11 protein-coding genes are annotated in these 17068 nt (G+C 66.3%); 4 read left to right on the top strand and 7 right to left on the bottom strand.

Features of this window, described 5'->3' with window-relative positions; all coding sequences use genetic code 11:
• The first annotated feature begins 109 nt into the window (after positions 1-109).
• Positions 110-571 carry a GNAT family N-acetyltransferase gene (locus IB268_RS14355; protein ID WP_125472167.1) on the top strand — a complete coding sequence of 154 codons (462 nt, stop codon included), beginning with the start codon at positions 110-112 and terminating at the stop codon, positions 569-571.
• A gap of 15 nt (positions 572-586) precedes the next feature.
• On the opposite strand, the gene IB268_RS14350 is transcribed toward IB268_RS14355, so the two are convergent.
• Genes IB268_RS14350 through IB268_RS14335 form a run of 4 tightly spaced genes read right to left on the bottom strand, consistent with a single transcriptional unit; the run spans position 587 to position 4686 of the window.
• Positions 587-1810 (bottom strand): MFS transporter, encoded by a 1224-nt coding sequence (locus IB268_RS14350; protein ID WP_054456389.1) that lies wholly within the window; start codon positions 1808-1810, stop codon positions 587-589.
• A gap of 58 nt (positions 1811-1868) precedes the next feature.
• A complete protein-coding gene (locus IB268_RS14345; RefSeq protein ID WP_192354419.1) occupies positions 1869-2906 on the bottom strand; it encodes an alcohol dehydrogenase catalytic domain-containing protein in 1038 nt (345 codons plus the stop codon).
• A complete protein-coding gene (locus IB268_RS14340) occupies positions 2903-4015 on the bottom strand; it encodes an FAD-dependent oxidoreductase (protein ID WP_192354418.1) in 1113 nt (370 codons plus the stop codon). The genes IB268_RS14345 and IB268_RS14340 overlap by 4 nt, the downstream gene beginning before the upstream one ends.
• The gene (locus IB268_RS14335) at positions 4012-4686 is read right to left on the bottom strand and encodes a cupin domain-containing protein (RefSeq protein WP_192354478.1); all 675 of its coding nucleotides are present in this window, start codon (positions 4684-4686) and stop codon (positions 4012-4014) included. The genes IB268_RS14340 and IB268_RS14335 overlap by 4 nt, the downstream gene beginning before the upstream one ends.
• Before the next feature lie 150 nt (positions 4687-4836).
• Between IB268_RS14335 and gcvA the strand changes: the two genes are divergently transcribed.
• Complete coding sequence (gene gcvA, locus IB268_RS14330) at positions 4837-5754, top strand: transcriptional regulator GcvA (protein ID WP_119451398.1); 918 nt, start codon at positions 4837-4839, stop codon at positions 5752-5754.
• A gap of 43 nt (positions 5755-5797) precedes the next feature.
• Here gcvA and IB268_RS14325 read toward each other — a convergent pair whose 3' ends face one another.
• Positions 5798-6688, bottom strand: coding sequence for a LysR family transcriptional regulator (locus tag IB268_RS14325; protein ID WP_119451399.1), 891 nt, complete (start codon positions 6686-6688; stop codon positions 5798-5800).
• A 130-nt stretch (positions 6689-6818) separates the two neighbouring features.
• Between IB268_RS14325 and IB268_RS14320 the strand changes: the two genes are divergently transcribed.
• A complete protein-coding gene (locus IB268_RS14320; RefSeq protein ID WP_192352423.1) occupies positions 6819-7415 on the top strand; it encodes a short chain dehydrogenase in 597 nt (198 codons plus the stop codon).
• 132 nt (positions 7416-7547) lie between these two features.
• Here the strand turns inward: IB268_RS14320 and IB268_RS14315 are convergent, their stop codons facing one another.
• The gene (locus tag IB268_RS14315; RefSeq protein WP_192354417.1) at positions 7548-15101 is read right to left on the bottom strand and encodes an autotransporter-associated beta strand repeat-containing protein; all 7554 of its coding nucleotides are present in this window, start codon (positions 15099-15101) and stop codon (positions 7548-7550) included.
• A 311-nt stretch (positions 15102-15412) separates the two neighbouring features.
• Here IB268_RS14315 and IB268_RS14310 point away from each other — a divergent pair, with 311 nt between their 5' ends.
• The gene (locus IB268_RS14310; protein ID WP_175181293.1) at positions 15413-16027 is read left to right on the top strand and encodes an ATP-binding cassette domain-containing protein; all 615 of its coding nucleotides are present in this window, start codon (positions 15413-15415) and stop codon (positions 16025-16027) included.
• A 17-nt stretch (positions 16028-16044) separates the two neighbouring features.
• Here IB268_RS14310 and IB268_RS14305 read toward each other — a convergent pair whose 3' ends face one another.
• Positions 16045-17028: a tripartite tricarboxylate transporter substrate binding protein gene (locus IB268_RS14305; protein ID WP_054456400.1), complete on the bottom strand. Its 984-nt coding sequence runs from the start codon at positions 17026-17028 to the stop codon at positions 16045-16047.
• Positions 17029-17068 lie beyond the last annotated feature (40 nt).

Here is a 17068-nt window from a genome sequence, read left to right as displayed (position 1 = left end):
CCGCGGGCGGCAGCTAGTCTGACACGTCGGGCGATGGGATCCAGCGATTTTGAGCGGCGGCCTTGGCCGTTCCTGGAATAATGGGCGTCCCCCGAAGAGGAAACGAACAATGAATATCCGTGAGCTGGATGCTTCCGAGTTGTCGAGTCTGCTGGATTTGTATCGGCATCTGCATCCAGCGGATGATCCCCTGCCGGGCGCGCAAACGGTCGCAGCGGTCTGGCAGGAACTGATGGAAAGCACTCGGCACAGGGTTTTTGGCGCGTATGCCGACGGCAAGCTCGCTTCAAGCTGCACGCTTACCGTCATTCCCAATTTGACGCGTGGTTGTCGGCCCTACGGCGTGATCGAGAACGTGGTGACGGATGCCGCTTACCGGCGTCAGGGCCTTGCCAAGGCGGTGCTCGACGAGGCGCTGGCGTTCGCCTGGGGCGGGAATTGCTACAAGGTCATGTTGATGACCGGTAGAAAGGACGAAGCGACCCTTCGATTCTACGAGTCCGCGGGTTTTGACAGGCATGGCAAGCAGGCATTCATCGCGAGGCCGCCGGTATCCGGCGACCTCGGTTGAGCCCAACGGCCGGGTTCAGGCCTGTTGCCGCGACTTGGCAGACCCGGCCAGCAGCGCGACCGCTGCGATCGCCAGGGGAATGAACGACACCCACAGCACCGTCGCCCAGTCATAGGCCGCCAGCAGGCCGCCCGATGCGAAGGAGCCGACCGCCATGGTGCCGAAGATGATGAAGTCATTGAGCGACTGCACCCGGGTCTTTTCCTCCGGCCGGTGGCATTCCAGAACCAGGGCCGACGCGCCCACGAATCCGAAGTTCCAGCCCAGGCCCAGCAGGACCAAGGTCACCCAGAAGTGGGCCACGTCGATCCCGGTCAGGCCGATGGCCGCGGACAGGCCGGTGAGCGCCAGGCCCGCCGTGACGATGCGTCCGGCGCCGAAACGCGTGATGAGGCGTCCCGTGAAGAAGCTGGGGCCGTACATGGCGATGACGTGCCATTGCAGGCCGAGGTTGGCGCTTTCCTGGGAATGGCCGCAAAGATGCATGGCCAGCGGTGCGGCGGTCATCAGGAAATTCATCAGCATGTAGGAGACGGCGCCGCAGACCACCGCCGTGACGAAGCGCGGCTGGCGCGCGATCAAGCCCAGCGGCCGTCCGCCCGCAACTTCGGCCGCGCTGGGCATGGGCAGGTGCACGCCCAGCAGGACCAGGGCCGAGACCGCTGCTACCGCCGCCTGCATGAGATAGGTCGCCGCGAACATGTGGACGGGCCACAGGTACATCGTGTACGTGACCAACTGCGGGCCGACCACGCCGGCCAGCACGCCGCCGCCCATCACGAAGGACAGGGCGCGGGCGCGCCTGGCGGGAGACACGCCGTCGGCCGCCGCGAAGCGGAACGACAGCACGACGGCGGCGTACGCGCCGCCGAAGAACGTGCCCAGGCAGAACAGCCAGAAAGAACTCAGCACGATGGCGGCGGCGGCCAGCAGGCCCACCAGCACGCCGCAGGCGGTGCCGGCAAGAAATGCCGCGCGGCGGCCATGGCGCCTGGCGATGGCGCCAGCAGGAAGGATGCAGGCGGCCATGCCGACCACAAAGATGGAAATGGGCAGGGTCGCCAGCGCCTTGTCCGGCGCCAGCATGTCGCCGACGATGGCGCCGGTGGCGTAGACCACGACGGCGTTGGCGCCTGCCAGCGCCTGGGCGATTGTCAGCCGGGCGATGTTGCCGCGCTGCGCCTGCGGCGTGAGTTCAGCGCCGGGTGCGGCCGATGGCGCCGGGGTTGATGCGGACAAGTGGGTCTCCTCGAGAGTCGTGCTTTTAGTTGATATGGGTGTTGATTTGCCGAGCGCGCTACGGTTCTCGCGCGGCGTCCATGGTCAGGACCACGCGGAACTTCGCATCGCCGGACTTCAGCCGCAGCAAGGCATCAGCTGCGCGCTCCAGGGGTAGAGTCTCGACCATGGGCAGCGCCTCTGCAAGTACGCTGAAATTCAGCGCTTTTTCAGTTTCCCAAGGCGTGCCGGTCATGGACCCGGCAACGGTGCGCTCGCCGCCCACCAGAAAGCCGGGCGGCACCGCCAGCGGGTCGCGGCCCACGCCCAGCAACATCGTGCGGCCTTGCGGAGCCAGTCCGCGCATGGCCCCGGACACGGCCTGCGTGTCGGTGATGGTGGCGATCAGCGCTTGTGCGCCGCCCATGTCGAGGAGCCGTTGCGCGGCGTCTTCCTCGTTGCTGTCGATGTAGACATGGGCGCCCAGGCGCAAGGCGTCAGCGGCGATGTCCAGGCCCCGGCCGATTGCCGCCACTTTCAAGCCCATGCGGCGGGCGTATTGCAACGCCATGTGGCCCAGGCCGCCTATGCCCAGCACGGCAACGAGATCGCCGGCCTGCGCTCCGGATTTCCGGAGCGCGTTGAAGGTGGCGATGCCGGCGCAAAGTATCGGGGCGGCTTGCATGGCGTCGAGCTCGTCGGGTATGGCAACCAGTCCGGTCGCCCGGGCCAGCATCATCTCGGCATAACCGCCATCCCGGGTAACGCCGACTACCGGTTGATTCGCGCACAGATTGAAGAGGCCCTGGCGGCATTGCGTGCAGGCGCCGCAATGACCGCCCAGGCGCCCCACGCCGACCCGTTGGCCGATCTTCCAGCGGGCGTCGACGCCCGCGCCGAGCGCCGAAATGCGGCCGACGGCTTCATGCCCGGGGACGCGCGGCCGTTGCAGCGCCGGATTGTCGATATCGGCCGCGTCGGCGCCACAGACGCCGCAAGCTTCGACGCGCAGCAGTACTTCTCCGGGGCCGGGTTCGGGCGTGGACAATTCAACGAATTCGAGCCGGCCGGGCGCGGTGGTCCGAATGGCGCGATAGGTGGAAGGGAGGCGTGTCATTGGGCGGGGGCTCCAGGCGGGACCGCATTGGGGGAGGGTGCAGCGGAGTTCAGCAGCCACTTCACGCCCGCGTCCGCGGCATCGATGGCGCCAGCCAGATAGCCGGGGAATGCGGCGGACCATTCGCTGGCTATCCCGGCCAAGCGACCCGCCCATACGCCAGTCTCGGCGGCAACGGCGGGTGCTGCCGGGTGTGCGCCGCCATCCCTGCAGTCCGCAGCCGTCGAGGTGTCGGGGTCTTGCGCCCAGTCCTTGTAGAACTCCCGCTCGGGCTTGAGCGCCAGGGGGCCGAACAACCGGGCGAGCTGCGCGCGGCTGAGGGCCATCAACACGTCCTGGCCTGCCGACCGGCGCGCCGCCGCGGGCATGCCTACGAATCCGAACAGGGCAGGACCTTGCGGGGTGCTGGCGTCGTGGACCTCGGCCAGAGGTCCACGGCTGCTGCGGGCTGCGCCAGACATGTCTTGCTCGCGCCAGAATGCCGAACCGTAGACGGCGAGGTACTTGGCATGGGGAGCCATCCAGGTCGGCGTGCCGCGCCATTGCGTTGCCAGCGCGCTCGGCAGCGGAGGGTCGAAAGCGATACGGGATTGCGCCAGGCGCGGAGGGACGGCCAGCAGCACCTGCGAGGCCTGAAAGACGCTGGCTCGTCCCTCGCCGTCCCGCGCATGCACCTCGATGGCGCGGCCTGTGGCATGCAGCCGGGTCACGGTCCGGCCCAGCTTGATGCATGCCGGATCCAGGCGTGCGAGCAGGGTATCGATCAGGCCGCTCATGCCAGTGGTTAGCCGGAAGGACTCCGGATGGCTGGGGTAGCTGTGCATACGTACCGGCGTTCCTGAACGCTCGACCATCATGAAACCCGCTTCGTGTTGCGGGATGATAGACAAGCCGAACTCGCGGACGAGGGCGCCAAGCCTGGGCTGGATCGCTGGCCAGAACCACGTGGGGCCCAGATCGTAGGAGCCGGCGCCCAGGATGCGGCCGCCCAGCCTGTCGCGTGCTTCCAGCAGCATATGGCTGCCGGCGCCATGCCGCTGCAGCAGCAGGGAGGCGTACAGGCCCGCGAGTCCCCCTCCGATGATGACGGTGTCCACTGACGTCGTCATGGCTGGCTCCCGCCGTTCGGGTCCGGCAGATGGTTGGTCTTCAGATAGACGGTGGCACCCTCGGCGCCGACGTCGAGGGCGGCTTGCGCGCCACGGGCAAGCCGCAGCCAGCTGCCTTGCGGATAAGAAGCTTGTCCGTCGGCAATCGATCCGGCCAGAACCAGTATTTCCGCATGCACGGCTGCGGTCCGCGGCAGCGGTGCATGGGCGGGCAGGCGCCGCAGACAGGTCTGCTCATAGGACGCGGAGTAAAGCGGGCAGATTTCGCCGCCGCGCTCGCGCGTCCAGGCGGCGGGATCGCGCGTGTCGATGCGTACGACGGATTGTTCATCCGCAGGCATCTGCCGCAATTTGACGAGGATGGTGGCGCCGCTCCTGCTGGAAGGGGCATGGGCGGAGCCCGGCGGATTGCGCAGATACCAGCCTGCCGGATAGTCGCCGCTGGCGTCGGAGAAGGTGCCGGACAACACCAGTATTTCTTCGCCGCCGGGATGCGCGTGCGGCGGAAAGCGGCTGTCCGGCGCATAGCGCACGATGCTGGTGGCGCGTGCCTGTTCGCCGCCCACGCGGTCCAGCATCATGCGTTCCACGCCGGGCTGCGGCGACGGCACCCATTGGTATTGCTCCGGCGTCACGATGGCGTTGCGTGAGAAATCGGCGTTGATAAGCATGATATTGGTAGAAAAGCTATTCCAAGGTGATGTCCGGCCCTTGGCTGCCATATGCTGAAATTGGCCACTGAAAGGGCGTATTCTTCGCCAATCGGCAGCCGCGGACAAACCAGATAAACTACCTTTGATTGAAAGAAAAACTTTATCGCCATGAAGTCTCTTGCGCATCTCAACGCGCTGCGCGCCTTCGAGGCCAGTGCGCGCCATCAAAGCTTTTCGGCAGCTGCGGCCGAGCTGCACGTGACTCCTGCTGCGGTGGGCCAGCTCGTGCGCGCGCTGGAGCAATGGCTGGGCGCGCCGCTGTTCCATCGCGGCGCCAGCGGCAAGGCGCGGCTGGTCCCGACGGCGGCGGCTGAACGCGCGTTGCCGGAGATACAGGCGGGGCTCGGCAAGCTGGCGCTGGGCCTGGAGCGCTTGAAGGAAGGTTCCTTGAGCGGCATGCTCACCGTGGCCGTGAGTCCGGCTTTCGCCGCCAAGTGGCTGTTGCCTCGGATCGAGCGCTTCCAGCATGCCTGGCCCGATACCGACGTGCGCCTGGACACCAACCTCAAGCCCGTGGATTTCGCGGCCCAGCAGATCGATATCGGCGTGCGCTATGGCGCTGGCGTCTGGCCCGGCCTGGCGGCGGAAAAGCTGATGGACGAAGAGGTCTACCCGGTCTGTTCCCCGGAACTGCTGCGACGGCGCAAGGCGGCGAAGCGTCCGGCCGAGCTGGCGGGCGAGACCTTGATCCATGATCTTTCGATGGACGCGCAGACGGGATTTCCGACCTGGGCCATGTGGCTGGAGAAAGTCGGCGTACAAGGCGTATCCACCGCCCGCGGCATGAAGATCAACAATTCCGCCGCGGTGCTGCAGGCGGCTATCGATGGCCATGGCGTGGCGCTGGCCCGCAGCGTGATGGCGCATGATGATCTGGTTGCCGGCCGCCTGGTGCGTCTGTTTCCGCAGTTGGCGGTTCCCTCCGCGTTGGCCTACTACGTTGTTTATCGGCCCCAGGCGCGCGAGTTGCCCCGATTGGCCGCCTTCCGAGACTGGCTGTTCGACGAGGCCGCGGCCTGTCGGTAGCCGGGTTCGGAGCCCGGCGGACCTTGCGCGACGCCCGCCGCGCTCACCTTGCGGCGCGGGTGAATCTCTGCACCATGAATTCCACGAAGGTCGTGAGCTTGGGCAAGGCCTTGCGGTCCTTGGGATACAGCAGCGTGATCGGCCGGGCCACGGGCCAGGCGGACTCCAGGATCGGGACCAGTCGCCCGGCCCGCACATCTTCGGCCAGCAACAGTTCCGGCTGCAGCACGATGCCGAATCCGGCCAGCGCCGCCTGCCTGAGCGCCTGGCCGTTGTTGGACACGAAGCGGCCGGCGGGGTAGGCCGCGCCGCCATCCTCGGAGTTCAGGCGCCAGCCGGTGCGGCGGTTCCAGTAGGAAAAATCCAGGCATTGATGGCGCGCCAGGTCGCTCGCGGTTTCGGGCGTGCCATGGCGTTGCAGATAGGCCGGCGCCGCGCAGATGATCATCTGATAGCGCCCGATCTTGCGCGCGACCAGGCTGGAATCGGCGGGTTCGCCGATGCGCACCGCCAGGTCGTAGCGCGAGGCCACCACGTCCTCGACGGCGTCGCTCAAGGTCAGGTCCACGCTGACGTCCGGGTACTCGGACAGGTAGTCGGCGATGGCGGGGGCCAGCGCGAACGAGCCGAAGGTCACGGTCGAGGTGATGCGCAGATGGCCTCGCGGCGCGGCGCGCATGGCTTCGGCGCCTTGCTCGGCATCGCGGATGTCCGACAGGATCACCTTGCAGCGCGCGAAATAGGCCTGGCCCGCTTCCGTCAGGCTTTGGCGGCGCGTGGTGCGGTTCATGAGCCTCAGGCCCAGCCGCGCCTCCAGGCCCTTGATGTGCTTGGCCGCCATGGCGGGCGACATCTCGTGGCGGGCCGCCGCCGCGGTGAGGCTGCCCAGTTCGACGACCGCCACGAAGACTTCCATGCTGAGCAGGCGGTCCATGGATTACGCACCCTGAGTGTGAAGTGAACCCACCATTTTAGGATTTTTCCGGGACGCGCCCTTGGCCAGAATGGGCACAAGCGCTGGCGATATCGCGGGCGCATCCCACAACATACGAATCGGAGTTTCCATGAAAATCATCCTGATCGGCGCCACCGGCACCATCGGCCGCGCGGTCGCCCAAGAACTGGGCCAGCGCCACGACGTCATTGCAGTGGGCAAGACGCGCGGCGAGCATCAGGTCGACGTGACCCAGAGCGGCAGCATCCGCGCCTTGTTCGAGCGCGTGGGCAAGGTGGATGCCATCGTCTCCACCACGGGCAGCTTGCATTTCGGCCCTCTGGCCGAAATGACGGCGGAGCAGTTCAAGATCGGTCTGCACGACAAGCTGCTGGGGCAGGTGGATCTGGCGCTGATCGGCCAGCATTACGTCAACGAAGGCGGTTCCATCACGCTCACCAGCGGCATCCTGACCGATGAACCGATCCGCTACGGCGCCAACGCGTCGGCGGTGAACTCGGCCATCGATGGCTTCGTGCGCGGCGCGGCGGTGGAGCTGCGCGGCGTGCGCATCAACTCGGTCAGCCCCACGGTCCTGACGGAATCGCTGGATGCCTATGGTCCGTACTTCCAGGGTTTTGAATCCGCCCCGGCCAGCCGGGTTGCGTTGGCCTATAGCCGCAGCGTGGAAGGGGCGCAAACGGGGCGGGTGTTCCGGGTGTGGTGACTTCCTGGAAGTTCCGGGTGCGGCAGCTAAGCGCCGCAGACATGGGACTCTGCCAAAGGAAAGCCCGCAGCGGACGGACCGCTGCGGGCTTGGTCATGCCAGGGGCCGGCTACCCAGCCCAGCTCATAAGGCTTACCAGAGCACCTTCAACCCGACAGAGCCCTGTGCGCCGGTCTTGACGCGGCTGTCGCCGCTGTTGGCCCACAGCTTGCCAATGTCGCCGTAGAGGCTGGTGTTCTTGGTCAGCTGCAGCATGGCGCCCACCGCGAACTCGGTCGACGTGTAGCCGCCCTTGGCGCGGATGTCGGTGGTGCCGGCCGGGGCGCTGAAGCTTGCCACGTCGGTGGTATTGCTGGCCTTGTACAGATTGACGCGGGCGAAGGGCTGCAGCACGGTGCCGCCGATGCTGTAGCTGCCCTTGACGCGGGCGCCCAGACGCAGGGTCCAGTCATCGTCCGCATCGTTCTTCACCTTGGCCAGGTTCAGCGTGGTGTCGTCCAGATTGAGCCTGCGGTAGATGATTTGCGCCTGCGGCTCCAACTGCCAGCTGCTGCCCAGGTCAAAGGGCTTGCCCACTTCCAGCGAGGCCAGCCAGCCGTGGCCCTTGGTGGTGGCGCCGGCGCCGGTGTCGGCCGTGCGCAGGCTGCTGCGGTAGTCGGCGCCCTGGATCACGGCGTCGGCGTACAGGCCGGAGTCGTGCTGCCAGGTGCCATACAGGCCCACGTAGCGACCACGCAGGTTGTTGTAGCCCGCGTACTTGCGCTCCATGCCGCTGGAGAAGCCGCGCACGCCCATGTCACCGTCCAGCTGGCCCACGTACAGGCCGGCCTTGAGGTTGCGGTCGGTGTACACGTCCACGCCGGCCTGGAAGCCGGTCAGGTGGCCGCTGCTCTCGGGGTTGACCGTGCCTTGCTGCGTGATGGTCGGAGCCGTGCGCAGCACACGGGCCCAGGCGCGGTGGTTCGGGTCCTGGTCGATGGCGCCTTGAGCGACGTCGTCACCCATGCGCTTGCGCATGTCGCCGAGCATTGCCATATCCGCCTGGCGCAGTTGCGCGGGCAGCGAGGACAGCAGCGGCACTTCTTCACGGTAGGCGGGAGCGGGGGTGACAGGATCGGTGCCTGGGCCCGGGTTGACCTGCGTGTTGGTCGAGTGCAGCGCGGCGCCCTGTGCCGTCTGGGTCAGACGGTACTCGTAGGCGCCGGCATCGACATGGCCGCCCGCCAGCGTGAAGCTGCCGGGCTGCAGGCTGGCGCCGTTTTCCGTGGCGATGACCTGGATGCCCTGGCTACCCGTCTGTGCGCCCAGGCCGCCGGCATTGGTGATCTGCACGCTGGTGCTGCCGCTGGCGATGGCGCTGGGGCCGCTCAACAACAGCTTGTCGGTGGCGCTGCCATCCGCGCCCAGCACGGTGGAAACGCCCAGCTTGCCGTTGTTGCCGACGTAGGGGCCGGTGACCTTGAGCACGGTGCCCGGCGTGCTGCCGCCGAGATTGACCGCGCCGCTGTTGTTCAGGCTGGCCACGGTCTGGCTGTAGCCCGCCAGGTCCAGCACGGCGCCGCTGGCCACGGTGTGGGCCGAGGCGCTGCTGAATGTATTGGTGGCGCCGGCCTTGAGCGTGCCCTGAGCGACATCGGTCGCGCCGGTGTAGCTGTTGCCTGCGCTGGTCAGGGTCAGGACGCCGCTACCTTGCTTGGTAAGGAAGCCGCCGCCCGTGATGGCACCGGCCCAGGTCGCCGTGTTGGCGCCGGTGTCGATGACCGGGTCGTTGGTGCCCGTCATGTGCAGGTTGTTGACGATGGTCAGGCCGTTGGCAATCAGGTTGATGACAGTGCCGTCGTCCATGGACAGCATGCCAGTGCCCAGGCCCAGGGAATGGCCCAGGCCGATGCTGCCCTGCTTGAGCTGCACACCGCCCGAGAAGGCGCTGCCGCCGGTCAGCGTCAGCGCGCCGGCGCCGGTCTTGACCAGGCCGCCGCTGCCCACGACGATGCCCGAGTAGTAGGACGCACTGCCAGCCGCGGAATTGACGGTCAGGGTTCCCGCGCCCAGCGCCACGGTGCCGGCGCCGGTCAGGCTGCTGGCTTGGAGCACGTTGCCATTGAGGTCCAGCGTGGCGCCCGACAGCACCTGATAGCCGGTGCCTTGGACCAGCGCCGTGGTGGAACCCGCGCGCAGCGTGCCGTCCGCGACCAGCGTGCCGCCGGTATAGCTGTTGGCGCCGGTCAGGGTCTGCGTGCCCGAGCCCTGCTTGACCAGGGTACCCGTGCCGATGACCGAGCCGCTGAAGATGCCGTCGGCCGAACCGCCCGCCAGCAGGGTGTTGGTTCCCATCTTGATGTTGCCGGCGCCCGCCAGGGTGCCGAACACCTGGGCGCCTTGGCCTGCCGACAGGTCGAAGGTCGCGCCGTTGGCGACGGTCACGATGCCGGTGGCGGCGAGGCTGCTGCCCGCGCCCAACGCTACCGTGCCGCTGTTGACGTAGGTGCCGCCGGTGTAGCTGTTGGTGCCGTTGAGCGTCAGCGTGCTGGCGCCGTTCTTGGTCAGGCTGCCCGCGCCCGAGATGTTGCCGTCGAGCGTCAGGTCGTGGCTGCCTTGCACGGCAAGGCCGGCGTTCAGGGCGATGTTGTTCGCCAGCGCCAGCGCCTGAGTGTTGTCCAGCGTGGCCGCGCCGCCTACCGTCAGCGTGCCGGAACCGAGCGCGGCGCCGTTGCCGACGATCAGGCCGCCCGCGTTCAGGAGGGTGCCGCCGACGTAGCTGTTGACGCCGCTGAGGGTCAGGTTGGCCGCGCCGTTCTTGATCAGGCCGCCAGCGCCGCCGACGGTGGCGTTCAGGTCCATGGCGTTGGAACCGGCGATCGTCAGCGCGCCGTTCAGCGCGACCTTGTTGCGCACGGTGACTGCCGTGTTGCTGTCCAGCGTGGTGCCGTTGGCAGCGGTCAGCAGGCCATTGCCCAAAGCCTTGTCGTTGCCCAGCACCAGCGTGCCGCCGTTGAGCGCCGTGCCGCCGGTGTAGCCGTTGGACGCGTTGAGCACCAGGGTGCCGGCGTCGAGCTTGGCCAGCGTGCCGCTGCCAACGAGCGGGACGTTGATGGTCGCGGTCACGCCGGGATCGACGCGCACCGAGGCGTAGCCCTGATCGCCGTTGACCAGGTTGAGCGAACCCAGCGAGCCGCGCTCCAGCACATAGCCGTCGGTCATGAACTGCATGCCCGTCGTGCTTTGCGCGCCGGCAACGGTGACCTTCCCGGCAGCGCCCTGGAAGACCGCGAACTTGCCGGCCCAGGAGCGGTTCCCGTTGCCGTCGACGCCGGTCCAGTTGGCGTTGGCGCCGTCCCAGGTGCCGTTGCCGCCTTCGATCGCGCCGTTGCCGACGGTTTGCGAGCCGTCCCAGAACTGCACGGTGACGTTGGGTGCGGCCACCAGCAGGTTGATCTGCTTGTCGACGGCGGTCTGCAAGGTCAGGTCGGCCGCTTGCACATTGCCGGGCAGGTAACCGAAGTTCATGCCGTTGTTGGTCAGGCTGCCGCCATAGTTCATGAGACGGTACACGCCAGTGCCGAAGCCGCCGGCGTCACTGATATTGAGCGTGCCGCCCAGGGTCAGGTTGCCGGTCACGTCCACCAAGGCGGTGCCGCCGCCGAGGGCGGGGGCGCCGAGGCTGGCGTTGACGATCGAGTTGGTGCCCAGTTGCAGGCCGCCAACCGACAGGGTGTAGCCGTCCGTCAATTTCAGGGCGGCGCCACCCATGAGCGTCACGTCGCCGGCGATGCTGCCGGTTCCACCCAGGGCAGCGCCGCTGTACACCATCACATTGGTGCTGGCGAGCGAGCCGTCTACCCACAGGCTGCCGGCGCTGACGGAGGTCTGGCCGGTAAGGGTGTTGTTGCCGGAAAGAACCAGCGATCCCGTGCCGCTCTTGGTCAGCCAACCCTTGCCGTCGAGCTGGCCGTTGAAGTTGCTGTTGGCTCCGTTGGCGCCGACGGTCAGGATGTTCCCGTTCGAGACCGTCACGGTGCCATTGCCGTTCAGGCTGGCCAGACGAGCCAGATTGGTGATGAACAGATTGGCGCCGGCTGCCACGTTCGCGGTGGCATTCTGGCCCAGCGCGTTGTTGCCCGCGGTGGTCAGGCTGCCGCCTTGCAGATCGATCATGCCGCTGAAGGTGTTGGCGCTGCCGGTAAGCGAGAGGTCGTTCGCACCGGTCTTGCGCAGCGTGCCGTTGCCGTTGAGCTGTCCATCCAGGATCAGGCTGTTGTTGCCCGCCACCGTGAGCGCGCCGTCGACATTGACGGTATTGCCCAGGCGCATCGGGCCCGCCGTATCCAGTTGCGTGTTGCCCGTGACGGTCAGCATGCCGGTGCCCAGCGCCGCGGCATTGCCCAGGCTCAAGTCGCCGGCATTGACCGTGGTGCCCCCGCTATGGCGGTTTTCGCCATTGAGGGTGAGTCGGCCGGCGCCGTTCTTGACCAGCTCGGTGGAACCATTGATCACCCCGTTCAGGGTGAAATCATTGCTGCCGTCCAGCGCCAGGGAGGCGCTCAGTTGCACGTTGTTGGCCAGGGTCACCGCGCGGCTGGCTTCCAGGGTTCCCGCGTTGCGCACGGTCAGCGTGCCCTCGCCGAGCGCTGCGTCGTGGCCCACGGCCAGGTTGCCGCCCGTCAGGTTGACGCCGCCCTGGAAAGAGTTGGCGCCGTTCAAGGTCAGCTTGCCCGTGCCGCGCTTGGTCAGGCCGCCGAGGCCGTTGACCAGGCCGCCCAACGTGAGGTCCTGGTTGCCGACGAGGTTCAGGTCGCCAGCCAGGTTGATGGTGTTGCTCAGGCTCAAGGCCACGCTGTTGTCCAGCTGCATGCCGGAGGCGGCGGTCAGGGTGCTGTTGCCCAGCGGATTGCTGGAGGCCAGCACCAGCTTGCCGCCGTTCAGCGCCATCGTGCCGCCGAAGGAGTTGTTGCCGCCCAGGGTCAAGGTGCCGCTGCCGTTCTTGTTCAGGCCGCCGCTGTTGCCGGCGATGTCGCCGTTCAGGGTCAGGTCATTGCTGCCACCCAGGTTCAGCTGGCCTTGGGCGAAGATCTGGTTGGTCAGCGTGAGCGCCTGGTTGTTGTCCAGCGTGGTGTCGCTGTACGCGGCCAGCGGCCCCTGCCCCAACGCGGCATCGTTGCCGAGTACCAGGGTGCCGCCCTCCAGCAGGGTGGCGGCGTGGCTGTTGGCGCCGTTCAGCACCAGCGTGCCGAGGTCCAGCTTGCGCAGGGTGTTCAGCCCGCTAATAGGAACATTGATGGTCGCGGTAACGTTGGGATCAACCCTTACGGCGAACTGGCCCCTGGTTCCGTTGTTGGCCCGCAGCTCCGCGTTGTTGCCAGCGACGAGGTGGTAGCCATCGATCATGAACTGCATGCCGCCGATTTCGTGCGCGCCTTCCACCGTGACAGTGCCGGGGTCGCCCATGAACACAGCGAACTTGTTGAGCCAGCTTTGGTTAATCGTGCCGTCGGCACTGGTCCAATTGCTGTTGGCGGCATTCCACGTGCCGTTGCCACCGTCGATCGAGCCGTCAGCGACCAAGCGCGAGCCGTCCCAGGCCTGCACCGGCAAATTCGATTGGACCAAAAGGTTGACCTGATTGGCGGTGGCAGTCTGTACGGTCATTCCGCCGATACCGCCCACTCCGCTCGTGTCGACGCCGATGCCGTTGATGGTAAGACCGCCACCGTAATTGAACAAGCGATACACACCGTCGCCGAGGTTGCCAGCATCGGAAATATTCAACTTTCCGGCCAGCGTCAGGTTGCCCATGACATTGAAGAGCGGGGTGTTTCCGGTAGACGAGGAACCCAGCGCCACATCGACGTTTGAGTTCTGGGCCAGGATCAGTGCGCTGGCGGTCAGCGTACTGCCACTGGTTCCGGCCAGATGGCCAAAGCTGTCGATGTTCAGCTGGCTATTGATGAAGCCGCCGCCGCTCACGGTGCCTCCGGTCCGGACGATGACAGCGGGGCTGCTCAGGGTGCCGCTGACCTTCAGGGTGCCGGCCGTGACGGTGACGTTGTTGTTCAGGGCGCTTGTGCCCGTGAGTTCCAGCGTGCCTGCGCCCGTCTTTTCCAGCGAACCCAGGCCGCTCAGCATGCCGGCATATGCGCTGCTGGCGTTGGTGCCGCCCACCTGCAACACGGTGGACCAGCTGATGTTGGTAGTGCCGCTGCCGCTCAGGGCGCCAATCCGGACGACGGGATCATTGAGGCTCAGCGTGGTGCCCGCGGCCAGCTTCACGCTGGCAGGAGCGCCCAGGCCATTACCGCCGGCTGTCGTGACGTAACCTTGATCGATTTCGAGGTTGCCGGCAAATGATGGGTTGTTGCCAAACAGGAACAATTCGTCCGCGCCAGTCTTGATCAGCTTGCCGCTGCCGCTCAGCTGGCCCGCCAAGGTCAGCTGCTCCTGGAGCTCCATGGTCAGGTTGCCGTTGACGCGGACGGCGTTCTGCAGGCTCGTGGGCTGGGTGTTCTTCAGCGTGGCCGTGCCATTGGCGACCAGCGCGCCGCTCCCGAGGGCTTCATTGTTGCTGAACTCCAAGGTACCGCCACTGAGGGCGATGCCGCCAGTGTGGGCGGTATTGATGGCGTTGAGGCTGAGCGTACCGTTGCCAGTCTTGACCAATTGGCCGGGGCCCGAGATCAGCGAATTCAAGGTCAGGTCATTGTCGCCGGCAACCGTCAGGTTCGCATTGAGGGCGATGGCGTTGCCTAGCGTTACCGTGTTGCTTGCCGTCAGGGTGGAAGCGCCGCCCACGGTCAAGTTGCCGAGACCCAAAGCCTGATCGTTGCCCACCGTCAGCGTGCCGGCGTTCAGCGTGGTACCCGACAGATAGGTGTTGGCCCCGTTCAAGGTCAGGTTGGCGGCGCCGTTCTTGATCAGCGAGCCTGGGCCGTAAACGACGCCGTTCAGCGTCAGGTCGGCGCTTCCGCCTATCTCCACGCTGCCAAACAGATTCACGTTGTTGTCGAGGGCCACCTTGTTATTGGCGTCGAGCACCGTGTTGTAGAGCGCCGTCAGGGCGCCGCTGCCCAGCGCGGTATTGCTGCCGACCTCCAGACGGCCGGCCTCGATTATCGTGCCGCCGGTATACGTGTTGTTGCCGTTGAGTACCAGCGTGCCGCTGTCTTGCTTGTGCAGGGTGCCGCTGCCGCCTATGGCGACGCCCAAGGTTGCGGTCACGTTGGAATTGACCCGAATCACGGCAACGCCGCTGGCATTCAGCTGACCATTGGCTCCGCCCACGAGCTTGTAGCCGTCGCTTTTGAACTCCAGGCCCGTGATGCTGTGCTGGCCGCCAACCGCCACCGTGCCGGCGGTGCCCGAGAACACCGCGTTGCTGTCGTTCCAGGATTGATTCGACGAACCGTCGGCGGACGTCCAGTTGGTGTTGGTGTAGTCCCAGATGCCGGCGGCGCCATCCACCGAGCCGTTCGCCACGGAGTGGCCGCCGTCCCAATACAGTTGCGGGTTGACGGGAACCGCATGCGCGCCCGTGGCAACCAGCGCAATGCCCAGCGCGCCCGCCAACTGTGCGCCGCCGCGGCGCAGGCGCCGGGCAGGGCTGCTGCTTTTTGCCGGCCCGCGGGCGATTTCACTGACGGCTTGCCATACGCCAGCGGCGGCGTTGAAGACTACTCGATAGACGTGATTCATTGATCTCTTCTATGCCGGCGCCGATGCCGGGCCGGCAAAATTGGATGTTGTATTGATTTAAATGAAACTAAATGCGTCTTGGTGGTAGGTCGCTCAGCGAGCCGATAGCATGAACGGGCGAGGCAACCGTTACAAAAGTCGAAATGTTTTGCGGAAAATTAACATTTATTTACGCCGCGTAATGTACGGCAAAAATGCGGATTTCCGCACTGTCAACGTGGAAAAATTTGAATTCCGTTCACATTTGCTGCGTTGACGCCACGCCGAGGCGGTGATGGCCGAGCGCCGCATTCCTGCGTACACTCCCGGCCATGCTACGAATCGACAATCTCGGCAAACGCTACGGCGACCATCTCGTCTTCCAGGGGCTGACCCATACGTTCACGCCCGGATGCGTGGCGTTGTGCGAAGAAGACAGCACCGGCAAGTCCACGCTGCTGGGCATCATTGCGGGCGTGATCGCGCCGGATGCGGGAGAGGTCTGGATCGACGGACATGCGCTGACCCAGGCGCCGGCGCAAGCGCGGTCCCGCCTGGCCTATGTGCCCGACAATTGCATGGCATTGCCCGCGCAGACGGGGCGTGGTTTGTTGGAGCAGGTTGCGGCCGAGAAGAACGTGCCGCTGGCCGACAGCGTGCTGGACCTGGCGTTCCGGCTGGGACTGCAGCCGCATCTGGACAAGCGCTTCGAGCAGATGTCCACGGGCACGCGGCGCAAGGTCTACCTGACGGCCGCCGCCCTGGGCGACCCGGCCGTCATCATTGCGGATGGGGCCAGCAACGGCCTGGATGCGCAGGCGCGCGGCGTGCTGGCAGAACAGTTCAAGACCTGGGCGCAGGATCGGGTGGTGCTGTTCGCCAGCCACGATCCTGAACTGGTAGAAGCCTGCGGCGCCAGATCAATCGAGGTTGCGGCGCTGCGCTGAAGGCGGCGCCGCCATTATTACTTCGCCATCAAGCCCAGGTACTCGATCAAGCCTTTTTCCTTGACGTAGGTGGCCTGCGCCCATTCCTTGTAGTCCTGGCTGTTGCGGTAGGCGGGTTCCTGGTTCAGCTGCTTCATGACGTCCATGCTGGCGGGGTCGAACAGCGCCTTCTTGAAGGCGTCGTGCAGCGTCTTCACCACCGCGGGATCCATGCCCTTGGGGCCGGCCAGGCCATAGGGCGAGGTGGACACGACTTTGTAGCCCAGTTCCTGGGCGGTGGGCACGTCGGGCCAGCGCGTGGTGCGCTTTTCGCCGAAGGTGACCAGCAGGCGCATCTTGCCGGAATCCACGAACTGGTCCCAGCCGGTGGCGTCGCTTTGCGCCATGACGTGACCGCCCAGCAGGGCCTGTTGCATGTCGGCGTTGCCCTTGAACGGCACGTGGTTCAGTTTCACCTTGGCGTTGATGGCGACTTCCTCGATCAGCAGGTGCGGCGACGAACCGATGCCGGTGGAGCCATAGTCGATGGTGCCGGGCGCCTTGCGCGCCGCCTCGATGTATTCGTTGAAGGTCTTGTACGGCGAGTCGGAGCGGACGGTGAAGCCGAAGGTGTAGCCGGACAGGCCCAGGATGAAGGTGAAATCGTTGATGGGGTCCCAGCTGCTTTTCTGCATGTACGGCATGCGCAGCATGGCCAGGGTGTACAGCGTGATGGTGTAGCCATCGGGCTTGGCGGTCTTGGCCATGGTCGCCGGGCCCAGGGTGCCGCCGGCGCCGGGCCGGTTTTCGACGATAACGGGCTGGCCCAGGTACTTGGAGGCGTCCTGCGCCACGGTGCGCAGGTGACGGTCGGTGGAGCCGCCAGCCGGGAAGGGCACGATCAGCGTGATGGGCTTGGACGGATAGGCGCCTTGCGCGCCGGCGGCGAAGGGCAATGCAATGCCGGCCATCGAGAGCAGCGCGGCGCCGAGGCAGGCGCGCCGCAGGGGCTTATGGGTCATGGGTTTGTCTCCTGGGGTGTTGTTGTGTGTGGGAAGGGGA

Source organism: Achromobacter sp. ACM01 (assembly GCF_014851745.1).
Lineage (GTDB): Bacteria > Pseudomonadota > Gammaproteobacteria > Burkholderiales > Burkholderiaceae_B > Achromobacter > Achromobacter aegrifaciens.
Note: the sequence above shows the minus strand (reverse complement) of the source record. Positions and strands in the feature narration are given on the sequence as shown.